Below are 18,855 nucleotides of genomic sequence, written 5' to 3'. Positions count from 1 at the left end.
TCAATCGCACTACACAGGCGGCGCCCGCCCGCATCCGGCGCAACGCGCCACTGTCTCCCGGCAGAAAAAGCCAGCGAGAGCCCCTCTCCCCTCGGGAGAGGGGTTGGGGTGAGGGTACGGATCTCGCATCAAATCCGCACTCACCCATCACCGAAGCCACCTCAAACCCGCGATGGTCCATCCGCAGCGCGCGTCAACATCTATCGGCACCCAGGCTGGCCCGTGCACGACAACATCCGCGATACAACGCAGCATCGTGCGCACCGTCTTTCAATTGCCACACACAAGACCGCTGCACTTCTCAAATACCGCACGCCCCCGCATCCTGTGCGCAATCGTCAGACAGGATCATCGATGCGCGCCCTGTTGGTCACCCTTGCCCTCATGCTCAGCACCATTCCCATGGCCCACGCCGAAAAACTCACCCTGGAGGCCATCACCGGCCCGTTGCCGCTTTCCGGTCCCACGTTGATGAAGCCCAGGGTGGCGCCGGATGGCTCGCGCGTGACCTTCCTGCGCGGCAAGGACAGCGATCGCAATCAGCTGGATCTGTGGGAATACGACATTGCCAGCGGCCAGACGCGCCTGTTGGTCGATTCAAAAATCGTGTTGCCCGGCACCGAGGTCTTGAGCGATGTCGAAAAAGCACGTCGTGAACGTCAGCGCATCGCCGCATTCACCGGCATCGTCGATTACCAATGGGCACCGGATGCGCAAGCGCTGCTGTTCCCGCTAGGTGGCGAGTTGTACCTGTACGACCTGCGCAAGACCGGCGCGGCCGCGGTACGCAAGCTCACCCACGGGGAAGGCTTTGCCACCGACGCCAAGCTCTCGCCCAAGGGCGGTTTCGTCAGCTTCGTGCGCGAACGCAACGTGTGGGTCATCGAGTTGGCCAACGGCAACGCGCTGCAGCTGACCCACGATGGGAGCGAGACCATCGGCAATGGCGTGGCCGAATTCGTTGCCGATGAAGAAATGGACCGTCACACCGGCTATTGGTGGGCGCCGGACGACTCGGCGATCGCCTTTGCGCGCATCGACGAATCACAGGTGCCCGTGCAAAAGCGCCCGGAAGTGTATGCCGACCATACCGAGGTGATCAGCCAGCGCTATCCGCAGGCCGGTCAGCCGAATGTCGCGGTGCAATTGGGCGTGATCGCACCGCGCGCCAAGGCGACCCCGCGCTGGATCGACCTGGGCAAGAACCCGGACATCTATCTGGCGCGCGTGGACTGGCGCGATGCACAGCGCCTGACCTTCCAGCGGCAATCGCGCGACCAGAAAACCCTTGAGTTGATCGAAACCACGCTGGCCAGTGGCACGCAGCGCACGCTCATCACCGAAACCTCGCCCACCTGGGTGCCGCTCAGCAACGACCTGCGGTTCCTCAAGGATGGCCGCTTTCTCTGGAACTCCGAGCGCAGCGGCTACGAGCATCTGTATCTCGCATCCGAAGACGGCCGCACGTTGACGCCCTTGACCTCCGGCAACTGGGTGGTCGATGCCTTGCTTGCCGTCGACGAGCAGGCCGGCACGGTGTATTTCGCCGCGAGCAAGGACGGGCCTACCCAAACCCATATTTACGCCGTCCCCCTGGCCGGTGGCGCGATCGAAAAGCGCTCCAACACCAACGGCACGCACGCGGCCAGTTTCGCAAGCAACGCCAGCGTGTACGTCGATACCTGGTCCAACACCACCACGCCGCCGCAGATCGAGTTGTTCCGCGCCAGTGGCGAAAAGATCGCCACGCTGCTGAAGAACGACCTGAGCGATCCGCAGCATCCTTACGCCACCTACCGCGATGCGCAGCGCCCGATCGCATTCGGCACGCTCACCGCCGCCGATGGCAGGACACCGCTGCATTACCGGCTGACCACGCCGGACAAGTTCGATCCGGCCAAGCGTTACCCGGTCATCGTTTACGTGTACGGTGGCCCGGCGGCGCAGACCGTGCTCGATGCCTGGCCCAGCCGCGGCGATGCCTTGTTCGACCAGTACCTGGCCCAGCGCGGGTACGTGGTGTTTTCGCTGGACAACCGCGGCACGCCGCGGCGCGGACGTGCGTTCGGTGGCGCGCTGTACGGCAGGCAGGGCACGGTGGAGGTCGACGACCAGTTGCAAGGCGTGGCCTGGCTCAAGCAACAGCCTTGGGTGGATGCCAAGCGCATCGGCGTGCAGGGCTGGTCCAACGGCGGTTACATGACCCTGATGCTGCTGGCCAAGCACAGCGACGCCTATGCCTGTGGCGTGGCCGGCGCACCGGTCACCGATTGGGGCCTGTACGACACGCATTACACCGAGCGCTACATGGACCTGCCGGCGCGCAACGCCGCAGGCTACCGCGACGCACGCATCGCCACGCATCTGGATGGCCTGCGCGCCAAGCTGCTGCTGATCCACGGCATGGCCGACGACAACGTGCTGTTCACCAATTCCACCGCGCTGATGAGCGCGCTGCAGCAGCGCGGCACCGCATTCGAGTTGATGACGTATCCCGGTGCGAAGCATGGGTTGTCGGGTGCAACGGCGCTGCATCGTTACAAGACCGCCGAAGCGTTTCTCAAACGCTGCTTGGCGCCATCTGCGACCCCGACGTCTGATTGAATACGTCTGTTCGAGATGGGTGAACGCCACTGAAAACAGGGAGTAGCGACTACTCCTTGGTCAGAGATTCAAGCTTTCTATCCAGTAAGGAGCAGACGGCTCAATGCATAGTGTCGAAGCCGGGCAACTCTCATGTGTCTCGATGCAGACTTAAGCGTGGTGAGGGTGCTGCGCTCGCAACACACCCGCGCTTGCTGCACTTCAAACGAGACGGTATCTGGAAGGCGCCGTTTAATGGTCAAACGGAACTTTTTCAGGCCGTTGCTTTCCTTTCCACTGGCCCTGCTTCTTCGCTTGGGGACAAATACTCATGTACTGGCCTACTGCGGTGACGGCAGTCTGTGTCCAGACGTTGAAGCAGACATTGCCGACGCAACATGGTCCGGTACTCGTTGGCCACGGGCAATAGCCTGGAACAGCGACCCAGGTCCCGGAGATTGGATCAATCGGAGTCCAGTTTTTGTCCTCGTCTTTGCACCCCTGGGTACAAAAAACAAAGGGGTCATTGCTGCGGCATGCCAGCTCTTGATAAACACTTTGTCCCGCTGCGCTAGCCGCCTGAGTGAACAGAAGAACTGCAAACATCCCTATCCAGCGTTTCATGACAATTCCTTGAGTGCTGATTCTTGAAGTGTACGTTCTATCTATGGTAAGTCAAAGTCGGTAAGGGTGCAGCTGGCCTCTGTAGTAAGCGTGTGAAAGCAGGTGCGCAGCGCCACATTGTATGAGGCCAGTCTTCTGTTTCCGGCTTGATCTATGAATCCCTTCGCCTGTCTGCTTGTATCGATTCTTTGTGTGCGGCGCGGAGATGGATTGTGGCGGCAGGCACGATGACCTTCGGCAGGTTGTCGGCGCCGCGCGCTCCGCGTACGGTCGCGCATCGCCCCGTTGGAATCTTCTCGATGAAGCCTCTTGTGATTGCCGTCGCTCTGGCGCTCGGCACCTGTTTGCCGCTCCAGGCGCAGACCATTCAAAGCACCGCCAAGGTACCCGCCAGCCCGGCCTGGGTACAGACCAGCAACGGCTATGCGCAGATCCTGCTCAATGCGCAGGCGCCGTTCCAGCCCGAATACGCCAGCTTCTTCGGCGTGCCCGGCTACGACGATCAGGTCGTCGACCTCGGCCCGGACAACGCCGCGCGTTATCGCGATGCCATGCGCAAGGCGCGCGCCACGCTGCAAGCCAAGCTGGCCACCGAACGCGATGCCAACGTGCGCCAGGATCTGCAGATCATGATCCGCGCCGCCGAGCAGAACATCGAAGGCAGCGAGCTCAACGAGCGCTATCTGTTGCCCTGGAGCGACGCTCCCGAGGCGGTCTTCAGTGGCCTCAACGGGCTGCTCTCCGACCAGACCGTGCCCGAGCGCCGCGCCAAGGCGCTGGATCGCCTCAAGCGCTACGTCGGCCTGGTGCCGGGAAGCACGCCGACCACCACGCTGGCGCGCCAGCGCTACGAGGAAAAGCTGGGCAACACCGCGTTGCTGCAGCCCACCCAGCGCGAAGTGGAGCAGGCGCTGGCCAATGTGGACACCTACGTTGCTGGGATCGGCGAGCTGTTCGCCAAGTACAAGATCGCCGGCGCCGACGAGGCGCTCAAGGCCATGTCCACGCAACTGAAGGACTACGCCGCCTGGACGCGCAGCAACGTGCTGCCCAAGGCGCGCAAGGACACCCGTCTGCCCGAGCCGCTCTACGCGTTTCAGCTCAAGCAGGTCGGCATCGACATCGCCCCGCAGCAGCTGATCCAGCGCGCGCAACTGGAGTTCATGGAGACCCGCTCGGCCATGCGCCAGCTGGCGCCGCTGGTGGCCAAGGCCAAGGGCGTGCAGGGCGGCGATTATGTGCAGGTGATCCGCGCGCTCAAGGGCAACAAGATCGCCGACGACCAGTTGGAAACCCGCTACCGCGGTGTGATCGATCAGATCGACCCGATCATCCGCCAGCAGCGCATCGTCGATGTGCCCAACCGCCCGATGCAGATGCGCCTGGGCAGCGCCGCCGAAAGCGCGGCGCAACCGGCCCCGCATTTCCTGCCGGCCCCGCTGATCGGCAATACCGGCCAGCAGGGCCAGTTCGTGTTGCCGCTGGGCAATCCGACCGCCGATGGCGCCAAGAAAGAGCAGTACGACGACTTCAACTTCGGCTCGGCCGCCTGGACGCTCAGCGCCCACGAAGGCCGCCCCGGCCACGAACTGCAGTTCACCGCCATGGTCGAACGCGGCGTGTCGCTGGCGCGCAGCATGTTTGCCTTCAACTCGGTCAACGTCGAAGGCTGGGCGCTGTATGCCGAAGCGGAAATGGTGCCGTACGAACCGCTCGACGGCCAGCTCATCGCCCTGCAGTTCCGCCTGCTGCGCGCCGCCCGCGCCATGCTCGACCCGATGCTCAACCTGGGCCTGATCGACCGCGAACGCGCGCGCCAGGTACTGGAAGACGACGTCGGCCTGTCGCCGGCCATGACCCGCCAGGAACTGGACCGCTACACCGTCCGCGCCCCCGGCCAGGCCGGCAGCTATTTCTACGGCTACACCCGCATCCTCGAACTGCGCATGCGCACCGAACTGGCCCTGGGCAAGAAGTTCGACCGCCTGGCCTTCAACAACTTCCTGCTGGACCAGGGCCTGCTGCCACCGGACCAGCTGGCCAAGGCGGTGGAGACGCAGTTCATTCCTGCGCAACAAGGCAAGCGCTAACCAGCCTTGTCGGATGCAAAGCGCCAGGGCGCGACGGGCGGCTGAAAACAGCCGTCCGTCGCGCCCTGGCGTCTTGATGCGAGTGAATCTTGCGGGCTTTACCGTGTCGCTGGCGGAGCATCCGGTGCCGGGCGCTGCTGTGCCCCCGCCGGCACCCAGATCGCCACACCTGCTGCGCGCTTCTGGGTGGTGGGGATGCCGATCCCTACGCCGCCGCCGACGCGGCCGCCGTAGCTGCCACCGCCGACCGACAGGCCGCCGCCGGAGCGTTCGGAGCCCACGCCGACGATGACCACGCCGTTGGCGCCGAGCTTGGCGGCTTCGCGCTTGAGGCGTTGCACGGCGGCGTCGGTCTGGCCCTGGGTGCCGAAGCCGGCGGCGCTGGTCGATTCGAGCTGGGCGATTTCCACCGAGCCGACCGGTGCGTTGGAATACACCTGCACCTGCGCCGGGTCGATCGGCGCGCGCGCCTGGCCCAGCATCACCTTGGAGCTGCTGGCGCAGCCGGCCAGCAAGGCGGCGGTAGCCGCTGCGATGGCAACGTTCCTGATCAGCGACTGCTTGCGCATGGTGGGACCCCTTGGGTAATGAAAGCTGGGTAATGACAGCCGGGTAGTGACAGCGATGATCCGGCGCCTGGACTGAATCGCGCCGGACTTTGGCGCACCCTAGCCATGCCGGTGTGAGGCTGCCGCCAAACCGCCATTGGTCATGATGACCACCCGCCCACGGCGCGAGGACGGCCGCGCCGGTAAGCTCGTGCTTTCTTCAAGACGAGGTGGCACGTGGGATTGATCAGCCTGTTGTGGGGCATCGTGGCGTTGCTCTGGATGGTGTTGGCCTTCATCCCGCTGCTGGGGTGGGGCAACTGGTTCCTGATTCCGTTCGCGGCCGTGGGCGCGCTGATCGCCGCCATCGCGCTGTTGTTCACCTCGGCAGGCAACCGCGGCCGTGCCAAGACCGGCCTGGTGCTCAACGGCTTGGTGATCGTGGTCGGGGTGATGCGCCTGACCCTGGGCGGCGGGATTATCTAACAAGCTTTTCGATAGGCGGCGATGTGGATGCGTGCCTGCGCGTGTCGCGTGCGCGAGTCGAGCAGCGCCTGTGTCGGCAGCGTTCGGTGCGCTGCGTGCGGCGCACGCACGCAGAATCCGCGCCGTTGCAGCGCTGCGACACTGCGTCGCAGCGCGTCCTGCGCGTGACGGCGGGCGTAAACTGATGCGCTGTCTCTAGGAGCCTTGCCATGGCCCACCCGCACTATCGCCCCCGCCGCATGCGCCACGATGCGTTTTCGCGTCGGTTGATGCGCGAAAACACGCTGACCACCGACGACCTGATCTGGCCGGTGTTCGTGCACGAATTGCCTGGCCGCGCGCCGATTGCCTCGATGCCGGGCGTGGAACGCCTGTCGCTGGACGAGTTGCTGCGCGAGGCGGAAAACGCGTTGGAACTGGGCATTCCGGTGATCGACCTGTTCCCGGTGATCGACCCGGCCGGCAAAAGCCTGGACGCGGCCGAGGCCTGGAACCCGGACGGCCTGGCGCAGCGCGCGGTGCGGGCGTTGAAGTCGCGCTTTCCGGAGCTGGGCGTCATGACCGACGTGGCGCTGGACCCGTACACCACCCACGGCCAGGACGGCATCATCGACGCCAAGGGTTATGTGCTCAACGAGATTACGGTCCAGGCCCTGGTCAAGCAATCGTTGTCGCATGCGCAGGCCGGCGTGGACATCATTTCGCCTTCGGACATGATGGATGGCCGCATCGGTGCGATCCGCCGCGCGCTCGATGCCGACGATCATCTCAACGTGCGGATCATGGCGTACTCGGCCAAGTATGCTTCGGCGTTCTACGGCCCGTTCCGCGATGCGGTGGGCAGCGCCGGCAATCTGGGCAAGGCCGACAAGACCACCTACCAGATGGACCCGGCCAACGGCGATGAAGCCTTGCGCGAGATCGCGCTGGATCTGGAAGAAGGCGCGGACATGGTGATGGTCAAGCCGGGCATGCCGTATCTGGATGTGGTGCGCCGGGTGAAGGACCAATTCCGCGTGCCGACCTTTGCGTATCAGGTCAGCGGCGAGTACGCGATGCTCAAGGCGGCCGCGGCCAATGGCTGGCTGGATGAGCGCAAGTGCGTGCTCGAGGCGTTGATGGCCTTCAAGCGTGCCGGTGCCGATGGCGTGTTGACGTATTTCGCCCCGCAAGTGGCACGCTGGTTGCGCGAAACGCGCTGAGCGCGAGCACGGTGGGACGGCGCGCATTTCAGTTGTGCATGGATAGGAGCGCTCGCTTCTGCCAAGCAGTCGCCTGCGCGCAGCAGGATCCGGAGCGGGCGGTTCGGTTCCATGGCCGGTCGTTAGCCTGAGAGAGGCACCAGCGCCCGCTGGATCGGGGATGTCGACGTGCCGCCTGCATCGGATGCAATACGGCACGTCGCTCCCATGCAAGAGCGTTCAAACCTTCTGATGCTATGGCTTGCGTACGCCGCAACAGGCCGGCGCGCGACGCTTGAAATTTCCGGGTCAGCCGCGGAACGCGCCTGGCGACGGCGCAGCGCCGAGCTAGCAACTGATAGTGGTGCAAACCCCGAATCCCGTCTCTCGTCTCAGGGCAGCACCAACGCGATCGCCTGCGACTTCACGCTGGCGCTGAGCGAGGGGAACGGGTCGACGTTGGTCATCATGACCAGGTCGTCGATCGACACCACATCGCAGTTGATGCTGCTGTCGTTGACGCACAGATACGCCCCCGCGCCCACGCCCGGTTCGTAGATGGCCTTCCACACATACGCCGGGACGGCGACCTTGTCGGTGCCGATCGTCGCTGCAGTGCCGCTGTCGAACGCAGGGCCGGTCACCACGTACAACTCGCCGTGTTGCTTGGCCAACTGACGCACCTGTTCTTCGATGTGCGCCCACTCGCCGGTGTTGAGCTTGTGGTCCTGCGGGACGACGTTGGCCATGGAAAAGGTTTCTTTTTCCGAACTTTCGGTCGATGCATCGCCGGCCGGCGTCATGTGCCCGCGGTCGTAGCCGGTATTGGTGTAGTCGGAACTCTTCAAGCGATCGGCGGCCGGAATACCGGTTTCGTCGTGGAAGGAGCCGACCCGGCCGATCGCCTCGGCGCCGGCAACCTGTTGGTCGGTGAGGTGCTCGGCCGAATACACCGGGTCCTTGGTCACGCCCGAGGCCAGCAGCACGTATTCGGTGTGGCACACCTCGGTGGTGCGGGTCGTGCTGCTGCCCACGCTGGGCGGGGTGCCGTTCGCGTACAGGCTGGGACAACTGGTGGCGGCCACCGCCACGGAGGTCGTGCACAACAGGGCCAGGGCCACGCAACCACGCAGGAGGAAGGACATTGCAGAGCTCGCTTGCCAAGGGGGAGTGGGGAAGGTGGCAACAGGCGATGTCCAAACGATGACCGCCTCATGTGCGGCAGATGACGGCGCGGCAGGACGCCGCAGGCAAGACAAGGCGCTTGCGGGCGCGCGGCGGGCAAGACGCCGCAACGCCATGAGCATCGATGCAGATCGGATGCGAGACTCATTCTCATCTACAATGGCCGGCCGTCCTGTTTCGTGTCCAGGTCTTGATCAAGACGCTCCTGTTCCAGCTGCATTGGCTGCTCGGCATCACTGCCGGGCTGGTGCTGTCGGTGATGGGGTTGACCGGCGCGGCGATGTCGTTCGAAAACGAGATCGTGCGTCTGGCCAACCCGGCCATTGCGCAGCTGGCGCAGCGGCATGCGGCGGGCGAGCGGCCCTTGCCGGTGGATGTGCTGTTGCAACGGCTCGATCTGGCGCCAGCCGGTGCAGGTCACAAACAGACGGTGACGCGCCTGTTGATCGATCCTACGGGTGCGCGCCCGTCTGCCGCGCGCCTCGCCGGCAAGGGCGCGGGCCGGGTGTACTTCGATCCCTATACGGGTGAGCGAGTCGCGCCGCCGCGGCTGAGCGCTGCGTTTGCCTTCATCGAAGACCTGCACCGCAACCTGACGGCCGGCAAGCGCGGGCAGGCGGTCACCGGTGCGAGCGCCTTCGTCTTGCTGTTCTTCTGCGCATCGGGGCTGTATCTGCGCTGGCCGCGACGGTGGTGGAGCCCGCGCACCTGGTGGGTGGTGGAATGGCGACGGCAGGGGCGCAGTTTTTTGTGGAGCCTGCACGCGGTGTTCGGCACCTGGTGCTTGCTGGTGTATTTGCTGGTCGCGCTGACCGGGCTGACCTGGTCCTACCCCTGGTATCGCGATGGCATGATGGCCTTGCTCGGCGCTGCGCCCGCGATACGTGGCGACAACGGCGCTAGCCGCCCGGCCACCGTCGATCTTGCGCGCGTGCAGCGCACGCTCGATGGCATTCCCGCCACGCGCAGCGCCGCCCTGGATCTGCGCATTCCCACGCGCGCCGGGCAGCCGTTGAATGTGCGGTTCTTGCCCGACCATCCCGCTCACGACCGCGCCTACAACAGCCTGGATATCGCGCCGGACAGCGGAGCACTGCTGCAGCGTCAGGACTACGCGCTGCTGCCGCGCGGGCAGCAATTGGCGGTGAGCATGTTCCCGCTGCATTCGGGCAGTTTCTTCGGGTTGCCCGGGCGCATCGTGGTGATGCTGGCCAGCCTGGCCATGTCGGTCTTCTTCGTCACCGGCTGGATGCTGTATCTGGATCGGCGCCGCAAAAAACGCGAACTGCGCGCTGCGCGCAAGGTGTTGCAAGGCGCAGCACAGGCCTCGCAAGCGGCACCGTGGTTGATTGCGTTTGCCAGCCAGAGCGGTTTTGCCGAGCGCCTGGCGTGGCAGGCCGCCGGGCATCTGCAAGCTGCCGGTTTGCCGGTGCAGGTGCGCTCGCTGGCGCAGCTGGAGGCGCAGGCGCTACAACGCACCGGGCATGCGTTGTTTGTGATCAGCACGTTTGGCGATGGCGAGCCACCGGATGCGGCACGCGGTTTCGAGCGCGGACTGCTGCGGCAACGCCTGGCATTGCCGCAGCTGACCTACGCGGTGCTGGCGCTGGGAGACCGCCAATACGCGCAGTTCTGCGGATTCTCGCGGCGCGTCGAACAGTGGCTGGATGCGCAGGGTGCACGCGCGCTGTTTCCTGCAGTGGAACTGGACAAGGCCGATCCGCAGGCACTGGCGCAATGGCATGCGCAGCTGGGCCAGATCGCCGGTGCACCCATGCGCGTGGCGCCGCTGGCACGTCCCAAACTGACCGAATGGACCCTGTCCTCGCGCATGCATCTGAATCCGGGCAGCGAGGGGGCGCCGATCTGGCGCGTCGATCTGCAGCCGCCTGCCGATGCGCAATGGCAGGCCGGCGACATCCTCGAAGTGCAGCCCGCGCATGCCCACGCACAGGTGCACGCCTGTCTGGCGGCATGGGGCCTGGCGCCGGACGCGCTGGTGCACGTGGATGCGCAGCTGCTGCCATTGCATCAGGCTGCTGCCGAGCGCGTACTGCCCGAGCCGCCCGCAACGCCACTTGCCCATCGCCCTGATCCGCAGACCTGGCTGGACGCATGCGCCTGGCTGCCCACACGCGATTATTCGCTCGCCAGCGTCCCGGCCGACGGCACTGCGATGGTGGTGGTGCGGCTGACGGCACGTGCCGATGGTCGTCCCGGTCTGGGTTCGGGTTGGTTGATCTGCCATGCGGCGATCGGCACGCCGGTGCGCGCACGGTTGCGCACCAATCCCGGGTTCCATCGGCTCGAAACGATGCCGATGGTCTTGATCGGCAACGGCACCGGCATTGCGGGCCTGCGCGCGCTGCTACGCGAGGCCGAGTTGGCCGGCGTGCATGGGCACTGGTTGTTGTTCGGCGAACGGCATGCGGCGCACGACCGCCTGTTCGCCGACGAGCTGCAGGCCTGGCAGGCCAGTGGGCATCTACAGCAGCTGGAGTGGGTGTTCTCGCGCGATCAACCGCAAAAACGCTATGTGCAACATCACGTGCGCGACGCCGGCGACACGCTGCGGCACTGGATCGACCGCGGTGCGGTGATTTACGTCTGCGGCAGTCTGGACAGCATGGCGCGCGAAGTCGATGCCACGTTGCGAGACCTGCTCGGCGACTCGCGACTGGAATCGCTGACCGCGGCGGGCCGCTATCGGCGCGATGTGTACTGAGTGCGGTCATGACCGCTGCAGTCCGGCCTTACATCGGCTGGCAACGCAGTGAATGCGCGCTAGGCGGTTGCAGAGAGCACAGAACCCCAGGGCACGGCTGACTCCTTTCGAGTCCCAGTGCGTGCCACGTCCGCATGGTGGCGACACAGCGCTCGGTTATCGGCATCCGATTCGATGCAATCAAACGCCTGGTCGGTCGAGCGCGCGGTGTCCTCACCGCTCGCGCGACACGCCGTGAACCCGTCCGCGGGGCTCGATGGCGGCGTCCATGCCGCCACCGGTCCCGCAAGCGGCGAGGGCACCGCGCTGGAGAGTTGGCTGGCGTCTTACTCAAGCAGCTCACTCCACGAACAGATCGCTGCACGTTTCGATTGGGTTGTCGCCGTGAGTGGCGTGGTCATGAGGGCGGCTAGTCGCTGCGGCAAGGGATCGACCGAGCCGCAGCTTGATTCGTCTAATGCATTGCGCAATGCACACCGACCAGCGCGCTTGTTGCTTGCCCACCCAGCCCGGTTGCAGATCAAGTGCACTGCATCCAGACCTCGGATAAGCGGCGTTGCAACAAAGCCCAGATATCCACCCTGCAATACACCGGCGTGCCATACGTGCGTCCAGCCGCTCTGGGTCGACGCGGTCGCTCCACCTACTTCAACGGCAACGCGCATCGCCATCGGCTGCCGGTGCCTTCATCCGGTAGATGTCCAACTGCCCTGCACGCGGTGCGCGCGCACTGCCGGTCACCAGCAGTTCGCCCGGCTTGGCCGTGTCCACGACCGCGCCGAAGGTGCGCTCCTGCGGCCCGTTGAACGACAGCGGCAGCGGCGAGCCCTGGGCAAAATGGCCGTCCTTGCAGATGGCCAGCAGCAACTGGCTGGGGCCATCGATCTTTCCGCGGGCCCATACCAGCGCGCGTCCGTCGCCGAGCCAGGCGGCGTCCAGCTCGTCGGCGGCGCTATTGATGTCGACCAGGGCCACCGGCGCGGTGAACGCCTGCCCGTCCCAGTGCGCGACGAATAGATCCACGCCGCCTGCACCGCCATGACCGTCGCTGGCGAACAGCAGGCGTGTGCCGTCCAGCGACAGCGTCGGTGCGCGCTCGTTGCCGGCGCTGTTGATCGCCGCGCCCAGCGATTGCACGCGGCCCACGACGCCTTGCGCATCCACCGGGGCACGGTACAGGTCGCTGCCGCCCGCGCCGCCGGGCCGGGTGGAGGCGAACAGCAGCCAGCGGCCGTCGGCACTGAACAATGGGGTGGTCTCGTCCTGCGCGGTATTGATCGGAAGCGGCTGCGCGTCCTGCCAACGCCCGCCGCGCAACTGCGCCTGCCACAGATCCCAGCCGCCGGCACCACCGGCCCGGTCGCTGGCCCAGACGATGCGTTGCCCGTCCGGGCTGAGCGTGGCGCGCGCCTCGTTGGCCGGCGTGGAGACCACGCCCATGCCCTCGATGCCGAATTCGGCGAGCCCCGAAGCAGACGGGACGCAGAGTAAACTTGCCGCCAGCGTGAGCAGCGTCCATCGATAGTACATGCGGTGTTCCTGCCTCAAGAGCGGCTCCAAGTCGCGCACAGTCTAGTCAACCAGAGAGCGTTTCATGCCCGTATCCCGTTATGCCGTGTTCGGTCACCCCGTCGCCCATTCGCTGTCGCCGGCCATCCACGCCGAGTTCGGGAAGCAGACCGGCATTGCGCTGGACTACACCGCCATCGACGCGCCGTTGGAAGACTTCAGCGCCGCGCTGCAACGCTTCGCCGATGAAGGCGGCAAAGGTGCGAACGTCACCCTGCCGTTGAAGGAAGCCGCCTATGCGCTGGCCAGCAGCCTGAGCGATCGCGCGCGGTTGGCCGGGGCGGTGAACACGTTGGTGCGCAACGACGGCCAGTGGCAGGGCGACAACACCGACGGCGCCGGCCTGGTGCGCGATCTCACCGAACGCCAGGGCCTGGATCTGCGTGGCCGCCGCGTGCTGCTGCTGGGCGCCGGTGGTGCTGCACGCGGTGTGGCGCCGGCGCTGCTGGAGGCGGGCATCACCGCAATGGTGGTGGTGAACCGCTCGCCCGAGCGCGCCGATGCCTTGTGCGATGCGCTGGGCGAACCGGCGCGGGTGACGTCGCGTTACATCGAAGACCTGCGTGAGCTGGGCGACTTCGAACTGATCGTCAATGCCACGGCCGCCGGTCGCGACCGCGATGCCGGCGCGTTCGCATTGCCACTGGGCCTGGTCAACAGCCTGACTGCTGCGGTCGATCTGAATTACGGCGACACCGCCATTGCATTTCTGGCCTGGGCGCGCGCGGCGCACTGCCGGTACGCCATCGACGGGCTGGGCATGCTGGTGGAACAGGCCGCCGAGAGCTTCGCGCTGTGGCACGGCGTACGCCCGGACACCGACCCGGTCTACGCCGCGCTGCGCGCGCGCGAGGCCGTGCTGGTCAGTGCCGACTGAGGTGGGCAGCGCCGATGCCACCGCGATCCTGCTGACCCTGGTCACCAGCCTGCTGTCGCGCGTGCCGATGCTAATTGCGCTGCTGCTCGGGCTGGTCCTGGTGTGGCGCGCACCGCATGGCCCGCTGCGGCGCGCCGGGTTGGCCGCGCTCTGGCTGCTGCTGGGCTGCCTGTTCGCCGAGGTCGCCGTCCAGGCGATTCCGATGCTGTTGCTGCAGCAAGGCAACGTGCGTCAGATCAGCAGGGTGGTCGGCATCGCTCACTTCGTGCTGATGGCCGTGCAGGCCGTGGGCATCGGCGTGCTGGTGTGGACGCTGGCGGCCAGCCTGCAGCGTTCGCCCGCTGGCACGGGTCCGCGCCCATGATCCCGATCAAAGCCATCTTGCTGGTGATCGTTGGACTGGTCTGCGCCGGGCAGGGCGTGTGGACGCTGCTGCATCCGCAGGCGCTGGCCGCGGTCAATCGTGGTGGCCTGTTGTACGAACGCTTCGGGCCGAATGGCGTGGGTGCCGGCATGCTGTTGATGGGCATCGCAATGACGGCCATCGGCCTGGTATGGGCGCGCTATGCGTGGCCGGCGCGCCGGCAGCGTAACTGAGCGCATTGATCGTGCCGACGCTTTACAGACAGCGGCGGGTCTAGCATCGGCATTCACTGCGCCGCCTTTCGGGTGACGCAGGCGGCGAGTGCCTGCAGGCGGCCGGTGCTGGCAGGCCACGATCGGACAATCGTGCCATGCCCTTGGCCGCGCAGCAGGTCGCACCGGCGTGGGACTGCCGCCCGGTGCCGGCTTGCCGACGAGGATGGGCCGGTCGCCGCTGCAAGCAGGCAACCCGTTCAGCCGTGCGGCGCGCCGGTCGCAGTCACTGCGCCGGTCCATGCGAAAATAGCGCGATGAGTGAAGTTGCCCCACCGGCCGCGCCGTCGGCGCCCGTTCCCACCCAGCGCAGCCTGACCGACCCGATCAAGGCCAGCATCCGCGACGCCTACGCCAAGCTGCAGGCCAATACGCCGGGCTTTGCCACGCGACGCGCGCAGAGCCAGATGATCGGCCTGGTCTCGCGTGCCCTGGCCACCTCCGGCGGCATCGGCATCGCCGAGGCGCCCACCGGCGTGGGCAAGAGCCTGGGCTATCTCACCGCCGGCGTGCCGATCGCGCTGGCCACCAAGAAAAAATTGGTCATCAGCACCGGCACCGTTGCGCTGCAATCGCAGCTGGTGGAACGCGACATCCCGGCCTTCCTCAAGGCCACCGGGCTGGACGCCACCGTGGCCCTGGCCAAGGGCCGCACCCGCTACCTGTGCACCCGCAATGCCGCCGAGCTGGAAGGCGATACCAGCCAGAACGCCATGTTCGAAGACGAGCAGGCGTTGTACGACCGCCCGCTCAGCCCGGTCGATGCGGATCTGGCCAAGCGCCTCGCCAAGGCCTACGCCGCCCGCACGTGGAATGGCGATCTGGACGATGCGCCAGAACAGATCTCCGTGCCGCTGCGCATGCGCATCACCACCCCTGCCTCCGGCTGTGCGGGGCGCCGCTGCAGCTACGCGGCGCAATGTCCGGTACTCAAGGCGCGCACCGATGTACGCGAGGCGCAGATCGTGGTCACCAACCACGCCTTGTTGCTGTCGTCGCTGTCGCTGGGCGATGCCGAGAATGGCCAGCCGCTGATCGCCCCGCCAGCGGACATGCTGCTGGTGCTCGACGAAGGCCACCACATCGCCGGCGTGGCGATCGACCAGGGCGCCGCCAATCTGCCGCTGGACGACATGGCCCGGCGTACCGGGCGCATGCAGATCCTCATCGCGGCCGCTTATCGCGCGGTGGACAAGGACAAGCTGGGCAATTTGCTGCCCACCGAAGCCATCGAGGTGGCGGCGCGCGTGTCCAAACTGCTCAAGGCCTTCCACGCCGAGGTCGAACGCGTGTGGAAGCCCGAGCCCGGCGAGCGCGATCCGCTGTGGCGCGCGGCCAACGGCAAGCTGCCGCCGCAATGGGGCCCGGCCATCGAAGAACTCGGCGAAGAAACCCGCGCGCTCTTCAATTGGGTGCATGCCGCACACAGCGCCATTGCCAAGGGAAAACAGGACGATTCCGCGCGCGAACGTCTGCAGCGCAGCCTCGGCCTGGCGCTGGAAATGGCCGAGCAGCAGCACAATCTGTGGAGCGGCTGGCGCCGCGAAGACAAGGAAGGTCAGCCGCCGATGGCGCGCTGGATCACCCTCTCGCGCGACGGTGATCTGGTCTGCCATTGCTCGCCGGTGTCGGCCGCGCAGGTGCTGCGCACGATGATCTGGAACGAGGTGGACTCGGTCGTGATGACCTCGGCCACGCTCACCGGTGGCGGCGATTTCCAATCCTTCGCCATCGACAACGGCTTGCCCGATCACGCCGAAATGGCCTCGCTGGCCTCGCCGTTCGACCTGCCCAACCAGGCTGAATTGATCGTGCCCAATTTCCCGGTCACGCCCGACGACCGCGAAGGTCATCCCAAGGAAGTGGCCAAGTATCTGGTGCGCGAACTGGACTGGAACGCCAAGGGCAGCATCGTGTTGTTCACTTCGCGCTGGAAGATGGAAAATGTGGCCGACCTGATGCCGCTGGCGCAGCGCAACCGCGTGCTGGTGCAAGGTGAGGGCAACAAGTCGCAACTGATCACCGAACATTTGCGCCGCATCGCCGCCGGCGAGGGCTCGGTGCTGTTCGGTTTGAATTCTTTCGGCGAAGGATTGGATCTGCCGGGCGAAGCCTGCACCACCGTGGTCATCACCCAGGTGCCGTTCGCCGTGCCCACCGATCCGCAAACCTCCACCTTGAGCGAATGGCTGGAAAGCCGCGGCCACAACGCCTTCAACCTGATCGCCATCCCGCACGCGCTACGCACGCTCACCCAATTCGCCGGCCGCCTGATCCGCAGCTCCAGCGACCACGGCCGCGTGATCATCCTCGACTCGCGCTTGCTCACCCGTCGCTACGGCAAACGCATCATCGACGCGTTGCCGCCGTTCAAGCGGGTGATCGGCTAGTTCGCACTCGCCACGGACCTGTGCCACATCTCGGTCGTCATAACGGCATAGCGTTATGCGACGCAGTGCGCTTTACCGCGTCTGTTTTGCTGATTAACTGAGCCTGAAGGAAGTGGGCGCAGGTCTCAACGAAGCAGGGAGTGCACATGCCAGGCGGGTTCTTCAGGGAAGAAGTGTTACGTGCTCGCCGCGATGCGTGGCTTGTGCCGGTACGTCTTCAGGCGCCCACCTTCGGTTGGCCGTTGTTCGCCATTGCGCTCGCTCTTATTGCCGCGGTAGTCGGGCTGTTGTGCCTTGGAAGTTTCACGCGGCACGAAGCAGTCAACGGCGCACTCGTCCCGGACCGTGGCCTGCTGACCCTGACACCGCTCAGTGCTGGCATCGTCTCCAACGCATTCGTCGCAGAGGGGGCGAGCGTGCGGGCAGGCGAGCCGATCGTGGAAATTTCCGGAGAGCAGGACAGCACATCCCTGGGTGACACCCAGGCATCGGTGATTTCGCAACTGGAGATCAAACGCGGGCGCCTGAATGCGGATCTGCAAGCCCAGAATCAGCTCTACGCTGCCCAACAGCGCGACCTGGGTCGCCGTGTCGCACTGCTCCAAGCGCAGATGGATAACACTGCCGAGCAGATTCGCTTGCAACGCCAGCGCGCAGACAGTGCGCTGGGACTCTACGAACAGTGGGTGAGCGCTGCAGAAAAGGGGATATTGACCAAGGTCCAGTTGCTGCAACAGCAAGACATCGCCATCCAGAACCAGGCGCAACTCAAGGAGTTGCAGAAACATGCGCTGGACCTGCGTGTGGAGCACTCTCAACTCCAGTCGCAGCTTGAACAAACCCCTGCGACGTTGGAAGCAAAGCGTAACGAGATCGCCAGGCAAATAGCAGATGTCGCGCAATCGCTCTCGGAAACCGAGGCGCGCCGTTCGGTGGTGTTGCGTGCGCCAACCGATGGAATCGTCACCAACCTGCTCGTGCACGCAGGGCAACCGGTGGGTGCGCAACAGCCCCTGATCACCTTGTTGCCCAAGGACATCAAGTTGCGGGCCGAGCTGTGGGTGCCCTCCAAGGCAGTTGGATTCGTCACACGCGGCGATAACGTGCTGCTGCGCTACCAGGCCTTTCCGTATCAGAAGTTCGGCCGCCATGCAGGGCGTGTGGTCGACGTCTCGCGCAGCGCGATCAGCTCCAAAGAAGTGTCATCGCTGCTGGGACAGCAGATTGACGACGCTCGTTATCGCGTAGTGGTCGAGCTGGAAAGTCAGCACATCCTGGCCAATGGAAGACAGGAGTCACTTCGTCCAGGCATGGCGCTGGATGCAGATATCCTGCTCGAGAAGCGTCGGTTGATCGAATGGATGTTTGAGCCGGTCTACGACATGACGTCGCGCCTTTCCGATGATTCGGCTGGGCAGCGCGGATGATCGACACCACCTCCGTTCACCAGTTGCTGTCGAACCGCGCGCACATCGTTCCGATCATGCAGACCGAGGCGGCAGAGTGCGGTCTTGCCTGCCTGGTCATGATTGCCCGCTATCACGGCGACAAAATCGACCTTGCACAGGTCAGGCGGCGCTTCAACATCTCCCTCAGGGGCGTGCGCCTTGAGCGATTGGTCCAGATCGGGCGCGCCATGGGGCTGGATGTCCGTGCGATGCGTGCGGAACCTGAGTATCTGAAGGAACTCGGGCAACCCTGCATCCTGCATTGGGATATGTCGCATTTCGTGGTGCTGGAGCGAGTGGTACGTGGCGTGGCACTGCTTCACGATCCTGCGCGAGGGACGCTCCGATTGCCGATGTCCGAGCTCGGCAAGCATTTCACCGGCGTGTTGCTGGAGCTGCAGCCAGGCACGCGCTTCGAGCCTTCGGTTGAAACGCCAGCGTTGTCCTTGCGCTCGCTCACCGGACGCATTTTCGGACTCAAGCGTGGGTTGGTGCGGGCGTGTCCTAGATTTT

The 18,855-nt window shown here is 65.4% G+C and carries 14 protein-coding genes and 1 pseudogene; 11 read left to right on the top strand and 4 right to left on the bottom strand.

What is annotated here, in order from left to right:
• Positions 1 to 354: 354 nt before the first annotated feature.
• Positions 355 to 2,604, top strand: coding sequence for a S9 family peptidase (locus tag ACCQ00_RS19555; RefSeq protein ID WP_039574382.1), 2,250 nt, complete (start codon positions 355 to 357; stop codon positions 2,602 to 2,604).
• A gap of 231 nt (positions 2,605 to 2,835) precedes the next feature.
• On the opposite strand, the gene ACCQ00_RS19550 is transcribed toward ACCQ00_RS19555, so the two are convergent.
• On the bottom strand, positions 2,836 to 3,207 hold the full coding sequence (locus ACCQ00_RS19550; protein WP_011052694.1) for a hypothetical protein: 372 nt from the start codon (positions 3,205 to 3,207) through the stop codon (positions 2,836 to 2,838).
• Between the two features lie 299 nt (positions 3,208 to 3,506).
• Here ACCQ00_RS19550 and ACCQ00_RS19545 point away from each other — a divergent pair, with 299 nt between their 5' ends.
• Positions 3,507 to 5,297, top strand: coding sequence for a DUF885 domain-containing protein (locus ACCQ00_RS19545; RefSeq protein WP_039574385.1), 1,791 nt, complete (start codon positions 3,507 to 3,509; stop codon positions 5,295 to 5,297).
• Positions 5,298 to 5,395: 98 nt separating this feature from the next.
• Here the strand turns inward: ACCQ00_RS19545 and ACCQ00_RS19540 are convergent, their stop codons facing one another.
• Positions 5,396 to 5,866 carry a hypothetical protein gene (locus ACCQ00_RS19540; protein ID WP_017159294.1) on the bottom strand — a complete coding sequence of 157 codons (471 nt, stop codon included), beginning with the start codon at positions 5,864 to 5,866 and terminating at the stop codon, positions 5,396 to 5,398.
• Positions 5,867 to 6,088: 222 nt separating this feature from the next.
• On the opposite strand from ACCQ00_RS19540, the gene ACCQ00_RS19535 reads away from it, so the two are divergent.
• Positions 6,089 to 6,331 carry a hypothetical protein gene (locus ACCQ00_RS19535; RefSeq protein WP_017156266.1) on the top strand — a complete coding sequence of 81 codons (243 nt, stop codon included), beginning with the start codon at positions 6,089 to 6,091 and terminating at the stop codon, positions 6,329 to 6,331.
• A 209-nt stretch (positions 6,332 to 6,540) separates the two neighbouring features.
• Positions 6,541 to 7,533 (top strand): porphobilinogen synthase, encoded by a 993-nt coding sequence (hemB, locus tag ACCQ00_RS19530; RefSeq protein WP_017156264.1) that lies wholly within the window; start codon positions 6,541 to 6,543, stop codon positions 7,531 to 7,533.
• 371 nt (positions 7,534 to 7,904) lie between these two features.
• On the opposite strand, the gene ACCQ00_RS19525 is transcribed toward hemB, so the two are convergent.
• Positions 7,905 to 8,657: a DNA/RNA non-specific endonuclease gene (locus ACCQ00_RS19525; protein ID WP_039574389.1), complete on the bottom strand. Its 753-nt coding sequence runs from the start codon at positions 8,655 to 8,657 to the stop codon at positions 7,905 to 7,907.
• 230 nt (positions 8,658 to 8,887) lie between these two features.
• On the opposite strand from ACCQ00_RS19525, the gene ACCQ00_RS19520 reads away from it, so the two are divergent.
• The gene (locus tag ACCQ00_RS19520; RefSeq protein WP_039574390.1) at positions 8,888 to 11,422 is read left to right on the top strand and encodes a PepSY domain-containing protein; all 2,535 of its coding nucleotides are present in this window, start codon (positions 8,888 to 8,890) and stop codon (positions 11,420 to 11,422) included.
• A gap of 648 nt (positions 11,423 to 12,070) precedes the next feature.
• Here ACCQ00_RS19520 and ACCQ00_RS19515 read toward each other — a convergent pair.
• Positions 12,071 to 12,952 (bottom strand): TolB family protein, encoded by an 882-nt coding sequence (locus ACCQ00_RS19515; RefSeq protein WP_039574393.1) that lies wholly within the window; start codon positions 12,950 to 12,952, stop codon positions 12,071 to 12,073.
• A gap of 64 nt (positions 12,953 to 13,016) precedes the next feature.
• On the opposite strand from ACCQ00_RS19515, the gene aroE reads away from it, so the two are divergent.
• The 6 genes and pseudogenes from aroE to ACCQ00_RS19485 all read left to right on the top strand — a co-directional run.
• A complete protein-coding gene (aroE, locus tag ACCQ00_RS19510) occupies positions 13,017 to 13,868 on the top strand; it encodes a shikimate dehydrogenase (protein ID WP_017156260.1) in 852 nt (283 codons plus the stop codon).
• Positions 13,858 to 14,232 (top strand): hypothetical protein, encoded by a 375-nt coding sequence (locus ACCQ00_RS19505; protein ID WP_039574396.1) that lies wholly within the window; start codon positions 13,858 to 13,860, stop codon positions 14,230 to 14,232. Before aroE ends, ACCQ00_RS19505 begins: the two co-directional genes overlap by 11 nt.
• Entirely contained in the window at positions 14,229 to 14,465 is a 237-nt protein-coding gene (locus ACCQ00_RS19500; RefSeq protein WP_017156258.1) for a hypothetical protein, read from the top strand. Before ACCQ00_RS19505 ends, ACCQ00_RS19500 begins: the two co-directional genes overlap by 4 nt.
• A 296-nt stretch (positions 14,466 to 14,761) precedes the next feature.
• On the top strand, positions 14,762 to 16,894 hold the full coding sequence (gene dinG, locus ACCQ00_RS19495) for an ATP-dependent DNA helicase DinG (protein WP_039574398.1): 2,133 nt from the start codon (positions 14,762 to 14,764) through the stop codon (positions 16,892 to 16,894).
• A gap of 146 nt (positions 16,895 to 17,040) precedes the next feature.
• Positions 17,041 to 18,321, top strand: coding sequence for a beta-barrel domain-containing protein (locus ACCQ00_RS19490; RefSeq protein WP_268662247.1), 1,281 nt, complete (start codon positions 17,041 to 17,043; stop codon positions 18,319 to 18,321).
• Positions 18,318 to 18,839, top strand: a pseudogene (locus tag ACCQ00_RS19485) (cysteine peptidase family C39 domain-containing protein); the annotation flags it as partial. The gene ACCQ00_RS19490 and the pseudogene ACCQ00_RS19485, both read left to right, overlap by 4 nt.
• Positions 18,840 to 18,855: the final 16 nt, after the last annotated feature.

It is taken from the genome of Xanthomonas sp. NCPPB 3761, assembly GCF_041475705.2.
Lineage (GTDB): Bacteria > Pseudomonadota > Gammaproteobacteria > Xanthomonadales > Xanthomonadaceae > Xanthomonas > Xanthomonas phaseoli.
Note: the sequence above shows the minus strand (reverse complement) of the source record. Positions and strands in the feature narration are given on the sequence as shown.

Bases quoted from the DNA above. Each gene is read 5' to 3' on its own strand.
- ACCQ00_RS19555 (WP_039574382.1), top strand. From the start codon at position 355: ATGCGCGCCCTGTTGGTCACCCTTGCCCTCATGCTCAGCACCATTCCC.
- ACCQ00_RS19550 (WP_011052694.1), bottom strand. From the start codon at position 3,207: ATGAAACGCTGGATAGGGATGTTTGCAGTTCTTCTGTTCACTCAGGCG.
- ACCQ00_RS19545 (WP_039574385.1), top strand. From the start codon at position 3,507: ATGAAGCCTCTTGTGATTGCCGTCGCTCTGGCGCTCGGCACCTGTTTG.
- ACCQ00_RS19540 (WP_017159294.1), bottom strand. From the start codon at position 5,866: ATGCGCAAGCAGTCGCTGATCAGGAACGTTGCCATCGCAGCGGCTACC.
- hemB (WP_017156264.1), top strand. From the start codon at position 6,541: ATGGCCCACCCGCACTATCGCCCCCGCCGCATGCGCCACGATGCGTTT.
- ACCQ00_RS19525 (WP_039574389.1), bottom strand. From the start codon at position 8,657: ATGTCCTTCCTCCTGCGTGGTTGCGTGGCCCTGGCCCTGTTGTGCACG.
- ACCQ00_RS19515 (WP_039574393.1), bottom strand. From the start codon at position 12,952: ATGTACTATCGATGGACGCTGCTCACGCTGGCGGCAAGTTTACTCTGC.
- aroE (WP_017156260.1), top strand. From the start codon at position 13,017: ATGCCCGTATCCCGTTATGCCGTGTTCGGTCACCCCGTCGCCCATTCG.
- ACCQ00_RS19500 (WP_017156258.1), top strand. From the start codon at position 14,229: ATGATCCCGATCAAAGCCATCTTGCTGGTGATCGTTGGACTGGTCTGC.
- dinG (WP_039574398.1), top strand. From the start codon at position 14,762: ATGAGTGAAGTTGCCCCACCGGCCGCGCCGTCGGCGCCCGTTCCCACC.
- ACCQ00_RS19490 (WP_268662247.1), top strand. From the start codon at position 17,041: ATGCCAGGCGGGTTCTTCAGGGAAGAAGTGTTACGTGCTCGCCGCGAT.